At 45.1% G+C, this 16833-nt stretch carries 24 protein-coding genes; 16 read left to right on the top strand and 8 right to left on the bottom strand.

All coding sequences use genetic code 11. The features are described from left to right. Positions 1 to 6 precede the first annotated feature (6 nt). From ACTD55_RS07980 to ACTD55_RS07945, 8 genes are all read right to left on the bottom strand, one after another. Complete coding sequence (locus tag ACTD55_RS07980) at positions 7 to 372, bottom strand: hypothetical protein (RefSeq protein ID WP_438863796.1); 366 nt, start codon at positions 370 to 372, stop codon at positions 7 to 9. Further along, positions 372 to 974, bottom strand: coding sequence for a DNA N-6-adenine-methyltransferase (locus ACTD55_RS07975; RefSeq protein WP_438863795.1), 603 nt, complete (start codon positions 972 to 974; stop codon positions 372 to 374). The genes ACTD55_RS07980 and ACTD55_RS07975 overlap by 1 nt, the downstream gene beginning before the upstream one ends. Then, on the bottom strand, positions 974 to 2638 hold the full coding sequence (locus ACTD55_RS07970; RefSeq protein ID WP_438863794.1) for a DNA cytosine methyltransferase: 1665 nt from the start codon (positions 2636 to 2638) through the stop codon (positions 974 to 976). The genes ACTD55_RS07975 and ACTD55_RS07970 overlap by 1 nt, the downstream gene beginning before the upstream one ends. Positions 2639 to 2744: 106 nt before the next feature. Further along, positions 2745 to 3605 carry a DUF2303 family protein gene (locus ACTD55_RS07965; protein ID WP_438863793.1) on the bottom strand — a complete coding sequence of 287 codons (861 nt, stop codon included), beginning with the start codon at positions 3603 to 3605 and terminating at the stop codon, positions 2745 to 2747. A 43-nt stretch (positions 3606 to 3648) separates the two neighbouring features. Continuing rightward, positions 3649 to 4029, bottom strand: coding sequence for a hypothetical protein (locus ACTD55_RS07960; RefSeq protein WP_438863792.1), 381 nt, complete (start codon positions 4027 to 4029; stop codon positions 3649 to 3651). A 57-nt stretch (positions 4030 to 4086) separates the two neighbouring features. Next, the gene (locus ACTD55_RS07955) at positions 4087 to 4911 is read right to left on the bottom strand and encodes a YfbR-like 5'-deoxynucleotidase (protein ID WP_438863791.1); all 825 of its coding nucleotides are present in this window, start codon (positions 4909 to 4911) and stop codon (positions 4087 to 4089) included. Positions 4912 to 5062: 151 nt separating this feature from the next. Continuing rightward, entirely contained in the window at positions 5063 to 5722 is a 660-nt protein-coding gene (locus ACTD55_RS07950) for a hypothetical protein (RefSeq protein ID WP_438863790.1), read from the bottom strand. A gap of 16 nt (positions 5723 to 5738) precedes the next feature. After that, positions 5739 to 6170: a hypothetical protein gene (locus tag ACTD55_RS07945; RefSeq protein WP_438863789.1), complete on the bottom strand. Its 432-nt coding sequence runs from the start codon at positions 6168 to 6170 to the stop codon at positions 5739 to 5741. A gap of 51 nt (positions 6171 to 6221) precedes the next feature. Between ACTD55_RS07945 and ACTD55_RS07940 the strand changes: the two genes are divergently transcribed. From ACTD55_RS07940 to ACTD55_RS07865, 16 genes are all read left to right on the top strand, one after another. Next, entirely contained in the window at positions 6222 to 6485 is a 264-nt protein-coding gene (locus tag ACTD55_RS07940; RefSeq protein WP_438863788.1) for a transcriptional regulator, read from the top strand. A 1-nt stretch (position 6486) separates the two neighbouring features. Next, positions 6487 to 6963: a phage regulatory CII family protein gene (locus ACTD55_RS07935; protein WP_438863787.1), complete on the top strand. Its 477-nt coding sequence runs from the start codon at positions 6487 to 6489 to the stop codon at positions 6961 to 6963. Positions 6964 to 7251: 288 nt separating this feature from the next. Beyond that, positions 7252 to 7524 carry a hypothetical protein gene (locus tag ACTD55_RS07930; protein ID WP_438863786.1) on the top strand — a complete coding sequence of 91 codons (273 nt, stop codon included), beginning with the start codon at positions 7252 to 7254 and terminating at the stop codon, positions 7522 to 7524. Between the two features lies 1 nt (position 7525). Further along, complete coding sequence (locus ACTD55_RS07925) at positions 7526 to 8197, top strand: hypothetical protein (protein WP_438863785.1); 672 nt, start codon at positions 7526 to 7528, stop codon at positions 8195 to 8197. Positions 8198 to 8597: 400 nt separating this feature from the next. Next, on the top strand, positions 8598 to 8771 hold the full coding sequence (locus ACTD55_RS07920) for a hypothetical protein (protein ID WP_438863784.1): 174 nt from the start codon (positions 8598 to 8600) through the stop codon (positions 8769 to 8771). A gap of 201 nt (positions 8772 to 8972) precedes the next feature. Beyond that, the gene (locus tag ACTD55_RS07915; RefSeq protein WP_438863783.1) at positions 8973 to 9827 is read left to right on the top strand and encodes a hypothetical protein; all 855 of its coding nucleotides are present in this window, start codon (positions 8973 to 8975) and stop codon (positions 9825 to 9827) included. Beyond that, positions 9790 to 10407: a replication protein P gene (locus ACTD55_RS07910; protein ID WP_438863782.1), complete on the top strand. Its 618-nt coding sequence runs from the start codon at positions 9790 to 9792 to the stop codon at positions 10405 to 10407. Before ACTD55_RS07915 ends, ACTD55_RS07910 begins: the two co-directional genes overlap by 38 nt. Then, positions 10404 to 10775, top strand: a complete 372-nt coding sequence (locus ACTD55_RS07905; RefSeq protein ID WP_438863781.1) for a hypothetical protein — start codon at positions 10404 to 10406, stop codon at positions 10773 to 10775. The genes ACTD55_RS07910 and ACTD55_RS07905 overlap by 4 nt, the downstream gene beginning before the upstream one ends. A gap of 160 nt (positions 10776 to 10935) precedes the next feature. Further along, positions 10936 to 11433 (top strand): glycoside hydrolase family protein, encoded by a 498-nt coding sequence (locus ACTD55_RS07900; protein WP_438863780.1) that lies wholly within the window; start codon positions 10936 to 10938, stop codon positions 11431 to 11433. Further along, entirely contained in the window at positions 11430 to 11846 is a 417-nt protein-coding gene (locus ACTD55_RS07895; RefSeq protein ID WP_438863779.1) for a hypothetical protein, read from the top strand. Before ACTD55_RS07900 ends, ACTD55_RS07895 begins: the two co-directional genes overlap by 4 nt. Next, positions 11843 to 12172, top strand: coding sequence for a hypothetical protein (locus ACTD55_RS07890; RefSeq protein WP_438863778.1), 330 nt, complete (start codon positions 11843 to 11845; stop codon positions 12170 to 12172). The genes ACTD55_RS07895 and ACTD55_RS07890 overlap by 4 nt, the downstream gene beginning before the upstream one ends. Next, positions 12172 to 12540 carry an HNH endonuclease gene (locus tag ACTD55_RS07885; RefSeq protein WP_438863777.1) on the top strand — a complete coding sequence of 123 codons (369 nt, stop codon included), beginning with the start codon at positions 12172 to 12174 and terminating at the stop codon, positions 12538 to 12540. Before ACTD55_RS07890 ends, ACTD55_RS07885 begins: the two co-directional genes overlap by 1 nt. 88 nt (positions 12541 to 12628) lie before the next feature. Continuing rightward, on the top strand, positions 12629 to 13069 hold the full coding sequence (locus tag ACTD55_RS07880; RefSeq protein ID WP_438863776.1) for a phage terminase small subunit P27 family: 441 nt from the start codon (positions 12629 to 12631) through the stop codon (positions 13067 to 13069). A 2-nt stretch (positions 13070 to 13071) separates the two neighbouring features. Beyond that, positions 13072 to 14835: a terminase large subunit gene (locus ACTD55_RS07875; protein ID WP_438863775.1), complete on the top strand. Its 1764-nt coding sequence runs from the start codon at positions 13072 to 13074 to the stop codon at positions 14833 to 14835. Then, positions 14832 to 16052 carry a phage portal protein gene (locus ACTD55_RS07870; RefSeq protein ID WP_438863774.1) on the top strand — a complete coding sequence of 407 codons (1221 nt, stop codon included), beginning with the start codon at positions 14832 to 14834 and terminating at the stop codon, positions 16050 to 16052. Before ACTD55_RS07875 ends, ACTD55_RS07870 begins: the two co-directional genes overlap by 4 nt. After that, positions 16045 to 16833: a head maturation protease, ClpP-related gene (locus ACTD55_RS07865; protein ID WP_438863773.1), complete on the top strand. Its 789-nt coding sequence runs from the start codon at positions 16045 to 16047 to the stop codon at positions 16831 to 16833. The genes ACTD55_RS07870 and ACTD55_RS07865 overlap by 8 nt, the downstream gene beginning before the upstream one ends.

Genomic DNA, 16833 nt, shown 5'->3' with positions numbered 1-16833 from the left:
AGTCACCTATGCCGCTTGGGTGGTTGGCCAGAAGGCGGGGTTGTGTAACCGTTTTACGGGGTCGGTGGCTATTTTTTGCCACGCTTTTAGGTAGTTTGTTTCGGTTATTTTTAAGCCTTGTCTTTCTCCAATAGTCATTGGGGCGGCTTTGCGGTGATGCCGTTTGGTTTTTTTGTTTAACTTTACGACGCTTAATTTGTGGATGGCGCGGCCTTTGTAGTCGACGTTTATTTTGTAGTTACCTGTGTCGTTTATGTTTTTTATGGTAATACGCAGGCTTGAGCGGGCCATGTTAAAGTGGTTTAAAAAGTGCTCTGCGCGGGTGGTGCCGTGCTCTAACAGGTAGTTAATTATGTATGTGGTTCTGCGCATTATTTTGTTCCTTTTTCTGGTGTAAAACGGATTATTGGTGGTGTTTGCAGGTGCCGGATGGATGTCCACACGGGGAAGCAAACAGGGAAGTTGGCACCGCTTTTGGTCCATCTTTTTTGCTTTTTATCCCACCGTTTAAATGGGCTACCGTCGGGTTTTAAAAACTGTATCCGGGTGGTGGGTTTTATAATAACGGTGGCGGTTTCTTCTACCCATTCTTGGTACCATCCTGTGTCGGGTGCGTCTTTTACGCAGCCGATAACCACTACGCCTTTTAGTGCTTCTTCATTGGCTTTTTTGGTAAATTCTTTCATTTTTGAGAATGGCGGGTTCATGTAGGCGGCCCAGTTGCGGGGCGGGTTTTCGTATTCTTCGAAGTGGCCGTACATGTCGTGGTACCAGCTTAATTTTAGGGCGTCATCCTCTTGGCCACCGGTGTAAAACCGGGGGGCTTTGGCGGTTTGAATTTGACAGCATACGTCCCAGGCGATGTTGTAGCCGGTGATTATTTCGAGCTGCTTTATTATTGGCCACGGGGTTTGCGCCAGATCGTTGTCTCCGTCGCTGTTTTGTGTGTTTTTGTAGGCTAGGGCGAGGGACATTAGGCGACCTCACTTTGGTTTGCTTGTTGACATAATTCGGGCTGGTTGGCGCGGATTAGTGCTTCGGCAAATGGTGGTGGTACGGCGTTGCCGCAGCGGGCTACCTGGTCGGCTTTGGTTACTCGTGATCCGTCTGGTTTTACATCAATAATGTAATCCGGTCTGAATCCCTGGGCTAAAAACAGTTCGCGCGGTTGCAGCATACGCATACCAATATCCACTATTTGATAGTCCACTCCGTGGATGGTGACCAAGCCAAACCGGTGTTTGGTGGTTATGGTTTGGATGGGTTCGTTTGCCTGGTGGCCGATGTTGGTGCCGTAGTATTTAACTAAAAATGCGCGTACTTCGGCTGCATGATTACCGCCAGCCGTTATGGTAGGCATGGGTTGCTCAATAGGCTGGCCGTGCTGGCAAGTGCCACGTAGTTTCATTAAATGGCTGGTCACCACGCTAAAGCGATTTTCAGTGGTGACGGTATGAATAGGCTCAGCCATATTAACTGCCCTTACTTCATTATCAGACTTTGGGCCGTAATACTTATCAAGGAACGCCGCAACTAATGCATGTTTTTGCCCACCCGCCACAACAGTTCCAAGAGGTTTATGTAAATCGAGAACTCGCGGACTTTGCCCCTTACGTTCACCATATCCAGTTTGAATTAAGGTTGGCGCTACAACTGCAAAATGACCACCTTTTACTTGGGCGCATATAGTGCGCAGCGGTTCATCAATAGGCATATTGCGTTGGTTGCTGGCGTTGGCGTGTTCGGTAATAAATGGGGTTAAAACCGGTTGCACAAGACCATGAGCATCACGGCTGGCGGTCAGGGTTAACATTGGATCATTAATACTTTGTCCTCGGAACCCAATTCCCCCATGATTGCAGGTAACAATAAATGGCTCTTGGGTATCTATCACAAATTTTTGAATACCTTTGGCAATTCGGCGCAGGGTATTTTCTGCCAGCGGTTTTTTACGCTCAAAAATGCTCGGACAAGGTAACGACCAGTCGATACATTCCGCGGCGGTGCGCCATGGTTTTAATTTTCCTTTTTTTACTTCGTCACTTGTTGGGTCGCCATGGGTGGCCTTTGGCCACTTTATTGGCTGACCATCCCGCCGGGCAATTAAAAACAGACGTTTACGGATGGTGGGTGCTCCGTAGTCACAGGCGCGCAGTTCTTTTGTTTCTACCTGGTAGCCAAGCCGTTGTAATGCACGAATAAAGGCGTTAAAGGTTTGCCCTTTGCGTTTTTTGCAGGGTTCACCATTAACCAGCGGCCCCCATGTTTTAAACTCTTCGACGTTTTCCAAATAGATAACACGGGGTTTGGCGGTAGCCGCCCAGCGAACAGCAACCCAGGCTAACCCGCGAATGGTTTTATTTACGGGTTTGCTGCCTTTAGCTTTACTAAAATGTTTACAGTCCGGGCTGAACCAGGCAACGCCAACGGGCAGGCCTTTGGTTACCTGAACGGGGTTTACATCCCAAACTGATTCGCAAAAATGCTCGGTACTTGGGTGATTCATGGTGTGCATATCTATTGCTGATTGGTCGTGATTAATTGCAATATCCACATGCCGCCCGGTGGCCTGGTATATGCCCTGACTGGCACCGCCACCACCTGCAAAGTTATCTATTAGTAGTTCGTTGAATAACACTCTAAAATCTCCACTCGTAACCAATGAATATTCTTGTTTTTACGTTTTTTAATATTCACCAGTTAGTGAATATTAAAAAACGTAAAGACGGGCGAACCCGTCGGTTTTAGGCGGCGAATTTACCGAGGTAGACGCTGCATTTAAGGGCTTTGGTTTTGGTGATAACTAATTCCTTAAATTCATTGGCGATTTGCTCGTCTAGTTCTTCTGCGGCAATTATGCGCAGGGTAAAAGCGGGGTCGTCGCGGCTGGTTAGTAGTGATACCCGCACTTTTATTTGTCGCTCGATCAGGCCGTGGTATGGGCTGCAGGTGAATGTGATGTAGGCGGGTAGGTCGTCTTTATTTTTGGCGGCGACACGTTCGCTTACGCTGGCGCTGTTTTCAAACTGGCCAACGGTGCTTTCGATTTCGCGGGCGCGTTCTACGCTGATTTTGCGCACGGCGTTAACAGCCAGGGCGAGTGGCATGGTTTCGCCGCTTAGGCCAATTACGCTGATATTACCGCCCCAGTCTTCCAGCCAGTCGCTAAAGCTTTGCTGGTCAATACGGCTGTTTACTGTATCAAGCAGGGTTTTGTAGGCGGCTGATTTTGGCAGTTCAAGCTGGCTGGTGTGGTCGCAATGACCTGGGGTGCCAATGTCGCCTATGTTAAATATGGCGGTGGCTTGCATGGCTTTTTCGTTGATAAATATTTGCGTGGCGGTGGGTACGGATTCTTTTGCGTTGTCACCGCAATATTCGGCAAAGCTTTGGATGTCGAGCGTTTTGTAATTTCCGCGAAAGCGGGTGCGGGTGGGTAGGTATTGCTCAATATCTACCAGTTTAAAGTTGTCGGGCAGGGCGACGGCTGCGGGTACTTCTGAGTCCTGCTGTACGCCAGATTGGTAGCTTTCTACCAGTGCTCGGGTGGCTTCTTGGGCAGTAGCGGCTTTTTGCAGTTCTAATATTGCGTCTTTATCTAACATTTTATGGTCCTTTTTATTTGCGGGTTAAGGGGGGCGTTTGCCGTTATTTATTCAGGCTGGCGACTTTGTTGTCGTTGCTGAACATGTCCTGGTGGCTTTTGGCCAGTAGGGTTATGCTGTTGTCTTTGTTGATCCACATTGGGGTTTCGCTGGTGGATTCTTCGGCGATCTTCCCGGCATTGGTGGGGCGCATGTAGCTACTTTTGGCAATAACCGTTACTTTGCTACCGGCTCCGGTTTGGGCGGTGTTTTTGGCGGGCTTGATGTCAAATTGCATCATTAGTTTGCCTGGCTTGTCTAACCGGCTGACGGATCCGGCTACTTCTTGCAAAAATGCGGTGAGTTGTCGGTGGAATGCGCCTGTGTCGACTTCACTTAAGAACTCGTCTAGTACTGGGGTGGGTTGTGCTGTTGTGTTGCTCATAATGTTACCTTTTGTGTTGTTGGGCGCCTGATGGCGCGGTTGTTTAATTGGGTTTTATTAGCCAACCAGTTTTGGTTGACTAATCAGTTGAAAGAATCGGTCTAAAAATTGTTGCTTTGCCTTTTGGGGGCTAAGCGGGGTGATTGTTTCTTTCAGCGGGGTAACATGGGCAATACATGCCCAGTAGTCACCATCGGCTGGCATAAGGTCGCGCACTTCGGTGGCGAGCAGTTGCATGTCGGCTTGTTTGACGCATTCTGGCAGTGGGTAGGTGGTGCCGATGTGACTTGCCAGGTGTTGTTCTATATTGGTGATTATTGCCTGGTAGTCGGGCAATATTTGTTTTAGTGGGGTGGCGACATCGCCACAAAAGGCCTCAGCGGCGTCGTGGAGTAGGCCGGTTAGAGCGTGTTCTGCAGGTACTATTTGGCTAACCAGCACGCTGTGTTGGGCTACGCTGTAAAACTCGCGGGTGTGGCCGTTAAAACGGCAAATGTGCGCGAGGCTGTGGGCGATGTCTTGTATGTCAAATGCGCCCCAGGTGGGATTTTTTAAGTTAAATACGCTGCCGCTAAATAGTTGCACTACGGGGGCGATGATGGGGGCTTTTTTGGGCGCGGGCATTATTTGGCGCAGTTGGTTACAGACGGTTTGCAGTTGCTCTACCCCGCCCCGATCCTGAAAGTAGATTATTTTTGATAGTGTTAGCGCGCCGTGGTCAATTACCTGCAGCGCCAGTGAGTTACTGGACTGTTCGTAGTGATGGGCAATGGTGATATTTGGCAGGCTGTTACTATAATCTGCCAGTTTTATGAGTTCATCCAGCCCGGCCAAGATTGCGGCTTCATTTATGCTGGTGATTTTTTTTGTTTGGGTTTGCATGTTGGCTGTTCCTACTTTTGCTATTTTAAGTAGCATTAAAGACTACTAAAAGTAGCATGTCAACAACTAAAAGTAGAATAAATCGAGAGTATGGTGTTATAAAACGAAAAAAAACCGGCAAATGCCGGTTTTATATGAGAAGGGAAGAATGTTAGTTAAAGTTTTTTACTACTTTATATTTTATAAATTCATTGGTGGCTTCCAGCACTTCTAATCTGGCCGAGCGGTAACCTATTATTTTTGATTGACTTAAATCATACTCAACATTGTTATTGAAGGCTGGCCGGGCCATAGAGTTACTAAACTCCCTATATCCTACATTAATTTTATCCCCAACTTTACCATTATAAATAAGCGTTTGTTGATATGCGTCTAGCTCTGCAATTGGTTTTTCGGTGAGGGTATATTGAATATTCCTTTCGCAGTTTTTTCCGTTAAATATTGTTATTACACATATTTCATTTTTTGCGGGGAATATCATTATCGCTTTTGGTGGGTCAGCAATAAAACTTTTAATTATCGCAGCGCCGCTATCTGGATCAGGGATGTAAGTTTCCGATTTCGCGTCTTGGCCAGTTTTAAAATACGTCCCAGATAATACGTCATAACCCCCAAAGTCTATCTGATTATCTATGATCAGGACCTTTCGCATACTAAAGCTACCTTGCGACAGGAGTCTTTCGCCAATATAGGCTGTATTAATACTGTCTATCGGCGGTTCACTTATGTCTAGTTTTGTTGGGGAGTAGTTAAAACTGGGGGTGGCACAACCGGAAATAATTAACACTAGCGCAATTATCATTATTCTCATTATTAGTTCCTTTACTTTAATCAAAGCTGTTTATTATTTGACTTATACTATTCCAGGTTTTCGCTGCTCTGCTGTTTTTTAAATCGTGAGTTTCTATCAATTTGATCAATTGCTGCGCTTCCAAACTTATATTGTAGTTTTTCTTTGATTCGTTTATTGCAAATAGATCTTTGTTTTTTAGTAATTTCTCTTCACCTTCGCCATTATCCAGCCACGCCAAAGAGTACCCAGTAGCATCAGCAAAATCAGCGATTTTATTTTCTCTGGGCTTGGCTGTTCCTAATGTGTAACGACGGGCCATTTCATACGTTACTTTCATGCAGCGCGACAGTTCTCTAACAGACATATTTTCCGCTTTGATAACCGTATTTAATCGAGCCGCAAACTCGGGATATTGGGGTTTTTCTACCATAGGTTGCATTTTAGTGATCAAAAGTAGTTGCGTCATTGCTATTTTAAGTTGTATATTGCTACTCAAAGTAGCAATTAAGGCTTTAATATGTCCGATTTGGCAGAAAGTGAAGTATCAAAAGCAATTACATACCTGGGTGGCCCTACGGTGTTGGCTAGATATTTCAAGGTTACTCCGTGGGCAGTATCCAAGTGGCGCAAGCAACTTCCCGCAGAGCGTTGCCCGGATATAGAGAAGCTAAGCGAAGGCAAGTTTCGCTGCGAGCAGTTACGGCCTGATGTTGATTGGGGTGTATTGCGTGGCAATTCAATTTCCTCAAACGATGATTCTCTTTTAGATAAGGCTAGTTGATATGGCTAAGCAAATCCCGCGACCCGTTAATGTTAATTCGCAATGTATTGATGATGCCCGCCAGGCGTTTGTGGCGGTTAATCGTATGGATTTAATTTCTACCCGGATGGGCGTTAGGGAGGGGCGGCTGTATGACAAACTTAACCCCTTGCGCGATACCCATTTACTGGACCTTGAAACCATTGTGGCGGTCACGGCGCAAAGCGGGGATTTAACGCTGATTGATGGTCTGGTTAGGGCGTTTGATTACCAGATGTTTAAAAACCCCTCAACAGAGCCAAACCAAACCAATATTGTGAGCATGATTATGCGCCGCCAGAAGGTGGACGGGGATTTTGCTGACCTGTATGACCGATTTTTGGAGGATGGCAAGCTGGACCCGCAGGAGGTTGAGACCTTGTGCGGTAGCCTGGATGACGCGTTGAATATTATTACCCGTATGAAGGCGAATTTATTGGCGAGTGTCGCTAAGGATTAATGGTTTTTATGCGCTATGACGGGCTTTATTCCAGTTTCCCCGTCGTTGTTGGCGCTCTTTTATTTTAAGGAGTGCACATTGAAAACGTTGGTTGCAATAAATAATGGGCGTGGGGCTACTACTAAGCCGCTGGTTAGAAAAAATGGGTTTTGTAGATGGTGCAGGGCAAAGATCATTGCGCTGGATAATTGGCTTGATGAGGTTGAGCAGCGGTTGTTTGGGGATGATACCTGATAGCGCTATAGCGCTGTTGCTTTTGTTGGCTTTAAGTTTTCAGGGTGAGTGTTGATGCCTTATTTAAGTTTACCGCCTAATCGGGCTGTGTGTTTTGCGCCAAATGATGTTGTTAGGCCCATACGTGGGGCTAAGGGTAGCAGCATTATTAATGCGGATGATGTGCATGTGTTTGATGGCGAAACCTCTGGCCGAGTGGTTGAGGTGACGAGTTCTAAACCAGTGATGGTGCGTTATTACGATGCATTGGTAGGTGAATATTGGTTGGCGCCTGAGGATTTAATCAGGGTGTTGGTTAACAATAAAAAATCTAAGCGGGGTAAATAGCATGGCAATGTCGGATGATGAGTTGGTGGGGCTGTTTGAACCTGGCAAGCAGTATAGTCGGTCTCAAATTTTAAAGGCGTCTGATTTAACCGATTTGGTGATGGTGTCGCAAAGGTTGGGTAAGTTGAGGGCTAAAAATCGGTTGGTTAAGTCGCCAAGCGGCTGGTGGAGTTTGCCGGGGACTAAGCAAGTTAAGACGGGGCCGACGGATGATCCTGTGATACGGGCGTCAAGTGATGCTGATTTAAACCTTGATATTCCTTCCATTAATGATTCATGTGAGGCAGTTGATAGAGTTTTTGATCATCTAAAAAAAACAACTGCTGGTGGGGTTTCGGATGGTTATTTTTATCAACTTCCTACTCCGGACAGCAATCCCTCTTTGCTTGAGGTTGTTTTGCAAGATGATTCGGAGGTGAGTTTTAAGGATTTAGCGGAAGGTGAGTTTGTTGATCTTCCTTTGCCTGATGATCTTCGGCGTTCTTTTGGGAATTTGGAAAGGCTGTTTGCGCTGTCTAACCCCAAAAAAATAGATAACTTTACGCTTAAACAGCAGGTGTTATTTCGTCTTTCGCAGTTGCTTGACCCTTCTATTTCTAATGTGTTGCAGGATGTGCAGCATGATCTTAGTTGTTTCCAAAAACTTACCGGAGGCCAGTCTGATGGGGCTTAATCATTCATCTTTGTTGCAATCCATTCTTTTAACCCTTGCTGGTGACTCTCGATTTACTGAGGTTAACGCTGCAAGCTCGCTACGCAGGGCTGGTAAACCGCTGCCACATCACTTTTTTAATGATATTGGGGGTAGCTCGCTTTCTCGGGGGTATGTGCGGGCTAACTTTTGTGGGTTGAGTAAACATTCAGCGCCACCTGCCCACGGTAAACGATTGGCGAAAAAGCGCAGGGCGCTAAGGGCGAGAGGTAAGAAGTAATACAACAGAAAGGCTGGTGAGGGACGCCAAACCAGCCGCCTTAGAAGACTGGTAGGAAAGACTATCCCCGCACCCGCTTTATTGCGGGTTTGCAGGTGAAAGTAAAACAAATGTAACTCAAACATTATTTTGGAGATGATTATGACGACAACAGTAACTGTTGCAGCTCATTGCGACAAAACAACTACTCATGTAGAAGTTCAAGTATTGGATGGGGAAAAGGATGGGCAAAATATTTATGTGGAAGATGGCGAAAGTGTTGATTTCACAGTTTATGGCTCACGTGAATTGCGCATAGCTGAAATTCCTAAATAAACCGGTTCCTGCACACCATAAGTGCAGGGTGTATTGGGATGAAGGCTGACGCTGAAACACCTAGCGTCTCGTAAGCGCCTTGGCTAGGCAGTTTCCATCACCAATGCGTTATTGCTGAATATATCGGTAAGTGCCTTGCTGTGATTGTGTCTGGCCCGTTGGCCGCAGTAGGGTGCTTAACCTATGTGTTAGGGGGGACTTATGAACCAGGTTGAGTATGGGGCGTTGGCTGAGCTGGATATGCCGCCGTTTGTGTTGGCGCTGTATATACGCTGTTTTAGGGCGAATATGGATTACCAGTCGGGGGTGGTGTCGGTGAGTTTGTCGGGTATGCGCCAGGCGATGGAGTGTCACCCACCGCGCGGTTCTACGCGAGAGCCAACAAAGCCGAGTAAAAGCAAAATCCGGCATGCGGTGGCGTTTTTATTGCGCTGTGGGCTGATTGAGTTAGTGCAAAAGGGGAGTATCCATAGTGCTCAGGCGGCTAAGTATTGCTGTGTTTTGGCGAGTTTTAACGCTAAGAGGGTTTTTTCTGCCCAAAATGAGGAACGACACGAGAGCGACACGGGAACGACACGGACGGTAAATTCGCTAGAGCCTTCTATTTTAAAGGGGTGTGGCGAAAATGTGGTGAAATTCAAAAAACCGGATGAACGACACATAACTGATTTAACTGAACAAGAAGATATATATACGCGCGCGCAGTTGATTTTTGATGGGCAGTTTAGTCGATTGGCAAATTCGGTGGGGTTGGTAATACCGGATGAGGAATTAGAGGCGTTATTTGTTGCTTGGCAGGTTACTCCTGATTACGAGGGTGTGAATGCGAGCATGGCAACTCATTTTGGGCAATGGCGAAAATATTGTGCGTCTGTCCGGGTAAATATTTTGCGTAAAACGAGGGGGCATTATGCAAGCGGTAAGCAAGCTGATGGAAGATATGAAAATTCAACCGCAAGGACGCTCAGTAGATGCAAACAACAAGCTATCGCCACAGGAGGGGTCGACTTTACAGTACTTGACGAGAGTCCAAACCGCGCTGGAAGGAAGTCTTAAACCGATTTTTACGGTTTATTTTCCGGATTTTGTTAATAAGTTTCCGGATGATGAAATGCAAGATTGGGTGATGCGTGAGTATGCTCAGCAGTTGGTGGATTTGCGTATTTCGTCTGATCAATTGAAGTTGGGGATCAGGAAGTGTAAGACTTTGAAGTTTAGACCTAATCCGTACCAGTTTGCGCAGTTGTGTAAACCTAGCGCTGAGGATTTGAATTTGCCGTCCGTGGATGATGCGTTTGTTGAGGTGATAAGGCGCTATGGTGTAAGTAAGGGCGATGATAATTTTGTTTTTAGTCATCGTGTGGTGGCGTTAACAGCGGAACGGGTGGGGTTTAAAGTTTATCGAATGCCAGAACATGATGCCCGTGAGTTGTTTGATTTGGAGTATTCGTATTGGGTTACCCGAGCGTGCGAAGATACGTTGCCGGAGGTTCGCAAAGCTATTACTTATGTACCACCGGAGGTTATACCGATTAATGTGTATATGTCTGATGGCCATATTCCTAAAGTGCCTGAGGCTTTTAATCAGCGGTTGGCTGAGCTGGGTTCGAAGCTAAAGCGGGGCGGCATTAAATGAGTGGGGTGATTGATGTCCGTAAACAGGCTGAGGATGATCTTGCGCAGTGGGGGTTGTTTTCCCGCGAGAATTATTTGCCAGTTTGTAAATGTCAGAGGTTGGATATTAAGCGCGATGTTGCTTTGGATAGAAACGGTAACCCTTTGGTGATAACTGCTGATTATGCGTACATGATTGATGCTAGCGTGGCTGATATGGTGCATCTTGATCCGTTGTATCCTAAAATTGCTCGTATGTATTTTGTTGCTGGTTTTAGTTATCGCGATATAAGTAATTTATTGCCGAAACTCAATAAGGATAAGGTATCGAGCATTATTGGTGAGATTGTGGTCTGGGTGGCTAGGGATGCGGTCAGAATCGCTGCTTAAAAAAATAGTTGACAGACGTCCAGACAAAAACTATGCTTTTTCACGTACTCTCAGCAGAGCTACGCTTTAAAGCCCGATGGTTAACACCTTCGGGCTTTTTTGTTTGTGTTGTTTTCCTTGTTAACCCGCCGTCTGGCGGGTTTTTTATTGGTTGAAACGAATGAATTACGAGTTACTTGTCGATCAGGTTAAGTCTTTCGAGGGGAGGTGCTTGTTGGCGTATCTGTGTTCGCAAGGTTTCTGGACGATTGGTTATGGTCGTAACTTGGAAACTAATGGTTTAACAGATGATGAGCAAAGAATGATTTTTGGTGATGTATTGTCAAAGCCGACTTATATCGAAAAGTTAAAATCTTTTGCTATTACGGATGAGCAGGCTGAGGCGTTGTTGTTGCGTGATTTATCCAATGCTGAGGAGTCTTGCCATAAGTATATCAATATGGGGTTGCATAATGGCCCGCGCCAAGCGGTGTTGATCAATATGTGTTTTCAGTTGGGTATTAGTGGTTTATTGGGGTTTAAGAAGGCGTTGTCTTGTTTGTCTGAGCAGCAGTATGACAGTGCATCCCGCGAAATGCTGGATAGCAAGTGGAGCTTGCAGACACCTAAACGCGCCAAGACTATGGCTAATCAAATGGCTACAGGTGAGTGGTTATGAATTGGTTTAGTGCGTTGGCGTCTCCTATCACTAAGCTGATAGGTGGTGTGGTTGATATTTTTAAAACCAAGCAAGATCGCAAGAAGTTGGCAGAGTCGGCCAAAGCTAAGTTAAGTCAATCTATTCAAGATGGACAGCAAAAAGTAACGTTAACTGATGCAGAATGGGAAGCCATTAGCGCCCATGGTTTAAATGACTCATGGAAAGATGAGTACGTTACTATTTTAATTACGTCGCCATTGGCAATGCTTGTGATTGGCAGCGTGTGTGTGGTGTTTTTTGATGATGCACGCCTGGTAACTGCAGGGGTCGAATCAATTAAGGCGTTAACCACCGCCGGTATTGATATGGGATTTATGATGCAAACAGTTGTTTTAGCAGCTGTTGGCCTAAAAGTTTGGCGTAAGTCTTGAATACCAAGGTTTTAAACGACAGAAGAAAGGGACACCCTGTGTTGGCTAATAATCTTGGTAGTATTTTAATCGCTATTGTTATTTTTCTATCTCAGTTTGTGTTCAACGATTCACAACAAACAATTAAACAACTGGAAGAGCAGGTGTCTAAGTTAACTGTTCAGGTCGCAACGTTAACTGCTCAAATGCAATCATTAACTAATAGCGTTAAAGCCGCTGCAGACGATAGGTATACAGGTTCTGTCGCTAACGCTATTAATCAAAACTTACAACGGCAGATTGATGATAACGGAAAGCGCATATCAAAGCTGGAAGCTAAGTATTAATGCCTATAAAAGCCGCCCGGCAGTGCAGAGAATGTAAGCGCGCTACTACTAACGATAATGGATTTTGTGACAAGCATCAGGATAAATCGATTGGATGGAACGTAAGATTAAGCGCATGGAAAGGTAAGGGAAGCACTAGGGCTTGGAGGAGGATTAGGGAGCAAATTCTAGCCCGTGATAATTGGATGTGTGTTTCTTGCAGCGCTAGAGGAATTTATCAACCAGCAAACCAAGTTGATCATTTAGTACCAAAGACTGCAGGTGGAACCGATCATCCAAACAACTTACAAAGTCTTTGTGATGATTGCCATGAAGATAAAACCATTTCTGAATCTCATGCACGGGGGGGTACTAAAACTCAGGCTTAATTCTGTAGGACACCGCCACCCTAAGCAAACTTTCACGATGTCCAAATTTTTTAAGGGGGGGGTTAAAACCCACCTATGGTAAATAAATATGAGTCAACCAAATAACGTCATACCACTGACACGAAAAGTTGATCAGAAAAAAGATCCTGAATCTAAGCCAGATTTATTTCAAGGTCTGGTTGGTGAGGCTCCAAGTTGTCCAGCATGGTTAAGCTCTGAGGCAAAGAAACATTATCGCGATTTAGTAAAGCAACTATTCAAAGCTGGCTTGATTGCCAGAATTGATCAGGGCGCATTGTGTATTTTGGCAACTGCTTATGCTGGTATGAAAGAAGCAGAACAAAAAATTCAGGAAGATGGGCAGTTTCAAGAAACGCCTAATGGTTACCAGCAATTAACGCCTTGGGCTATCCAATGGGATCGTTACTCAAAGCAGTACGAAAAGTTGTGCGTTAAATTCGGTATCACTGTTGCTGGCCGTCAGCGGGTAAAAATTGAGAACCCGAACCAGGGTGCGTTTGACCTGTAACCATGGCCGCAGTAGTCAAGATAGCAGATGCTGGTCGCCATTACCTTGACCAAGCCTATGCTTATGCTGCAGATGTAAAATCGGGAAAAATATTATCTTGTCGATATGTTCAACTAGCTGTTGAACGTTGGTATCGCGATTTAAAAACAGCAAGTGAACGTGGTTGGGTATTTAGTGAACCGGCCGCTGCAGCAGTTTTTTATTTTGTTGAAGATTATTGCAAGCATTACCAGGGTGAGTGGGCCGGTAAAACGCTGCAGTTTGAACCTTGGCAAGCTTTTATTATTGCCAACGTTTTTGGTTGGGTCAGTATTGAAACTGGCCACCGTCGGTTTAGAAATATCTATGAAGAGATAGCCAGAAAAAACGGAAAAACCACAAAAATTTCAGGTGTAGGAACTTATTTAGTTGCAGGAGATTACGAGCCTGGCGCAAAGGTATATTGCGCTGCTACTAAGCGCGAGCAGGCGAGAGAGGTTTTTGATTCTATCGCACAGATGGTCAGGATGGATAAAACGCTTAGCGCAAAACTAAATCCACAAACCAATGTAATTCACGCAAATACTAAGAATTCACCCGCTAGCAAAGTTCAATTGCTATCGAAAGATTACAACAGCATGGATGGATTTAACGTCCACGCTGGGCTGGTTGATGAAATGCACGCACATCCTGACTCTGGCATCTGGGATGTACTTGAGTCTGGTCGTGGTGCCAGGCGTCAGCCCATTATGTGGGGTATTACAACAGCCGGTAAAAATCATAATTCTTTTTGTTATGAGCTACGCGGTTACGCAATTAAAGTTCTGGAAGGATCAATACCAGAAAAAGAATGTGACTCCACCTTTGCAATAATTTATACGCTCGACGACGAAGACGACTGGACCGATCCAGAGGTTTGGATAAAAGCCAATCCAAACTTGGGAGTATCGGTTAGCCTTCACGACATGATCGAGCAATGTAACAAGGCAAAGGAAATGCCCACCGCTCGTGTTGAGTTCCAAACCAAGCGGTTAAATATATGGGTTTACGGTGAAACCGCATGGATGAATATGGAAAAATGGAACGAATGCAAGGTACCAGAATTTAAAGAACAATCTTGTTGGCATAAAGGTGAAGGCTCCGAGTTAGATCGCCAGCCTTGCTTCGGCGCACTTGATTTAGCATCAACCGAAGATCTTTGTGCATTCTCACTAGACTTTAAACGGTCCAACGGTAAACACCGATTACTAACTCGTGGTTATATTTGCGAATACGCATTTGAAAAGCGCATGAAAAAAGGTGGCCACTTAAAAAACCTTTACCAAAAATTCAGGGAGTCCGGAGAATTAATTGTAACTCCGGGTAATACCTGTGATTACGAATTTATAAAACGCGACGTTCTAGCGGCTTGTGAACGATTTGAAGTCAAAGAAATAGCATTTGATCGCTGGAATAGCTCTCAATTAGTTACCGATTTACTTGAATTAGAGTTGCCTATGGTAGCGATGGGGCAGGGTACAGGCAGTATTAATGCCCCAATGAAAGAAATGTTACGCCTGACATTATCCGGCAAGGTTGAACACAATAATGCATTACTCACCTTTGCTATGAGCAATGTGGTTGCCACGATTAATGCTGCTGGCGACATCAAGTACGACAAATCCAAAGTAAGCGAAAAAATAGATCCAGCCGCCGCATCAATCATGGCGTTGGGTCGTTCAATGGTGCTTGATGATGGCAGCACCGAAGCCCTAGACGACTTTTTGAGAAATCCTATAACAATATGAAAATATTCAGAGGTATACGCACATGGTTTGGCGGTAACGCCACCGGTGTAGAAGTGGGCGATCAGTCTGGTGAACCCGATTTATATAACACTGCATCAGCTGCATTAGTAACAGAAAACACGGCATTACAAGTTTCGGCAGTTTGGGCATGTGCAAGGCTGTTATCAGAGGTATTCGCCAGCCTGCCATTACGTATGTACAAAATAAATAATGGCCAACGTGAAAAAATAACAAGTCACCGGTTGCTTACAATTTTAACAAGAACGCCCAATAGCCGGATGACTCAAGTGGAATTTACTGAAACCATGCAACTAAATTTAGTGTTGCATGGTAACGCCTATGCCAGAATAGAGCGCAACACCGCGCAACAAGTTGTTGCACTTTGGCCACTGCCAGCTCAGCACGTTCAAACAGAGTTGCTCAAAAACGGGAGTGTTGTACATAACTGGTATCATGGTTCAGATGTAACAGTTTTAAGTGATAAAAATGTTTTACATATCCGGTTATTTGGGAATGGTTTAGTTGGCCTAAGTCCTTTGGCTTATGCTCGTAACTCAGTTGGGCTAGCCAGTGCTGCTGATACTTACGCAAGCAAATATTTTGTTAATGGCGGTAAACCAAGCGGGGTACTTTACACCGATGCCACATTAACCAGAGAACAGCGCAACCTGACGCGTGAAAATTTTAAAGAAATTGCCGAAGAAAAAGAAGAGTCCAAGCGACTACTCGTATTGCCATCCGGCTTTAAGTATCAACAAATACAAATGAGCCCATCCGACATGCAAATGCTGGAAACCCGCCACTTTCAGCTAAAAGATATTTGCCGCTTTTTTGGTAATGTGCCGCCAGTGCTGATAGGTGAAACTCAAGATACCACCACACTAGGCAGCAGTATTGAGCAAATATTAATCGGCTGGTACCGATTAGGGTTAAATCCTTACGCCAGCCGGTGGGAGCAAGCAATACAAAAAAAATTATTCACCCCCGCTGAACGGGTTAATCATCAATTCGATTATGACTTTAGCGCATTAACCCGCGGCGATAGCAAAACTCAAATGGAATATATTAAAGGCATGGTAGGTGGGCCAATCATGACACCTGATGAGGGTCGCGAAGTGCTCAATCTTCCAGAAATGCCAGATGGATCCGGAAAAAAATTAAACCCCGCGCCCTCAGTAGGCCGTAACGACTCAAAAGAGGTAACAACCAATGGCTAAAGGCTTTTTTAAAATAGAAAACGCCGCCCCAGGTAAAATAAATTTGCATATCAATGGGGTTGTCGGTGATTGGGGTAATAGTAGTGATGATGTTATTTACCAAATCGAAAACCAAACAGCCGATGAAATTAATGTTTTCATCCAATCCCCTGGCGGTAGCGCATTTGAAGGTATCGCTATTTACAATGTTCTGCGTAAACACAGTGCTAAAGTGGTGACACATATATTAGGTGCAGCTGCATCAGCCGCATCAATCATATTTATGGCTGGAGATGAGCGGATCATGCCAGCCAATACCTACCTTATGATCCACGAACCTACATTGGGTATTTACGGCAAAGCAAAAGAGCTACGCGAAGCCGCAGACTTTCTAGATGGTATGACAACAGCACTTGCCGCCACTTATTCGCCCTACATCAATATCGATGACGGCGAACTAATGAAAATGTTAGTTGCAGAATCATGGATTAACGCCACCGACGCGCTGGAAATGGGGTTCGCCACTACCGTCGATGACGAAATAAAAATTGCAGCCCTAAGCCATGATTTTACCAGTCGTTTTGACAATTTACCCACGGCATTAACTCAATGTCCAGTGAGTACAATTGTTGGAAAGATTAACAACATCAAAGATTTTGAACACGTCCTGAGAGAGTCTGGTGGGTGTTCCAAATCGCTGGCCACTGCGTTGGTCAGCAAAGCTAAGGATATTATGCAGGGTGAGCCTGTAGATCATACCGAAGCTATTTTTAATACCCTTAAAAACTTTAAACTTAACTGA

The organism is Neptunicella sp., assembly GCF_048268085.1.
Taxonomy (GTDB): domain Bacteria; phylum Pseudomonadota; class Gammaproteobacteria; order Enterobacterales; family Alteromonadaceae; genus Neptunicella.
The sequence above is the reverse complement of the archived record's forward strand: the minus strand, read 5'-3'. Positions and strand labels throughout refer to the sequence as shown.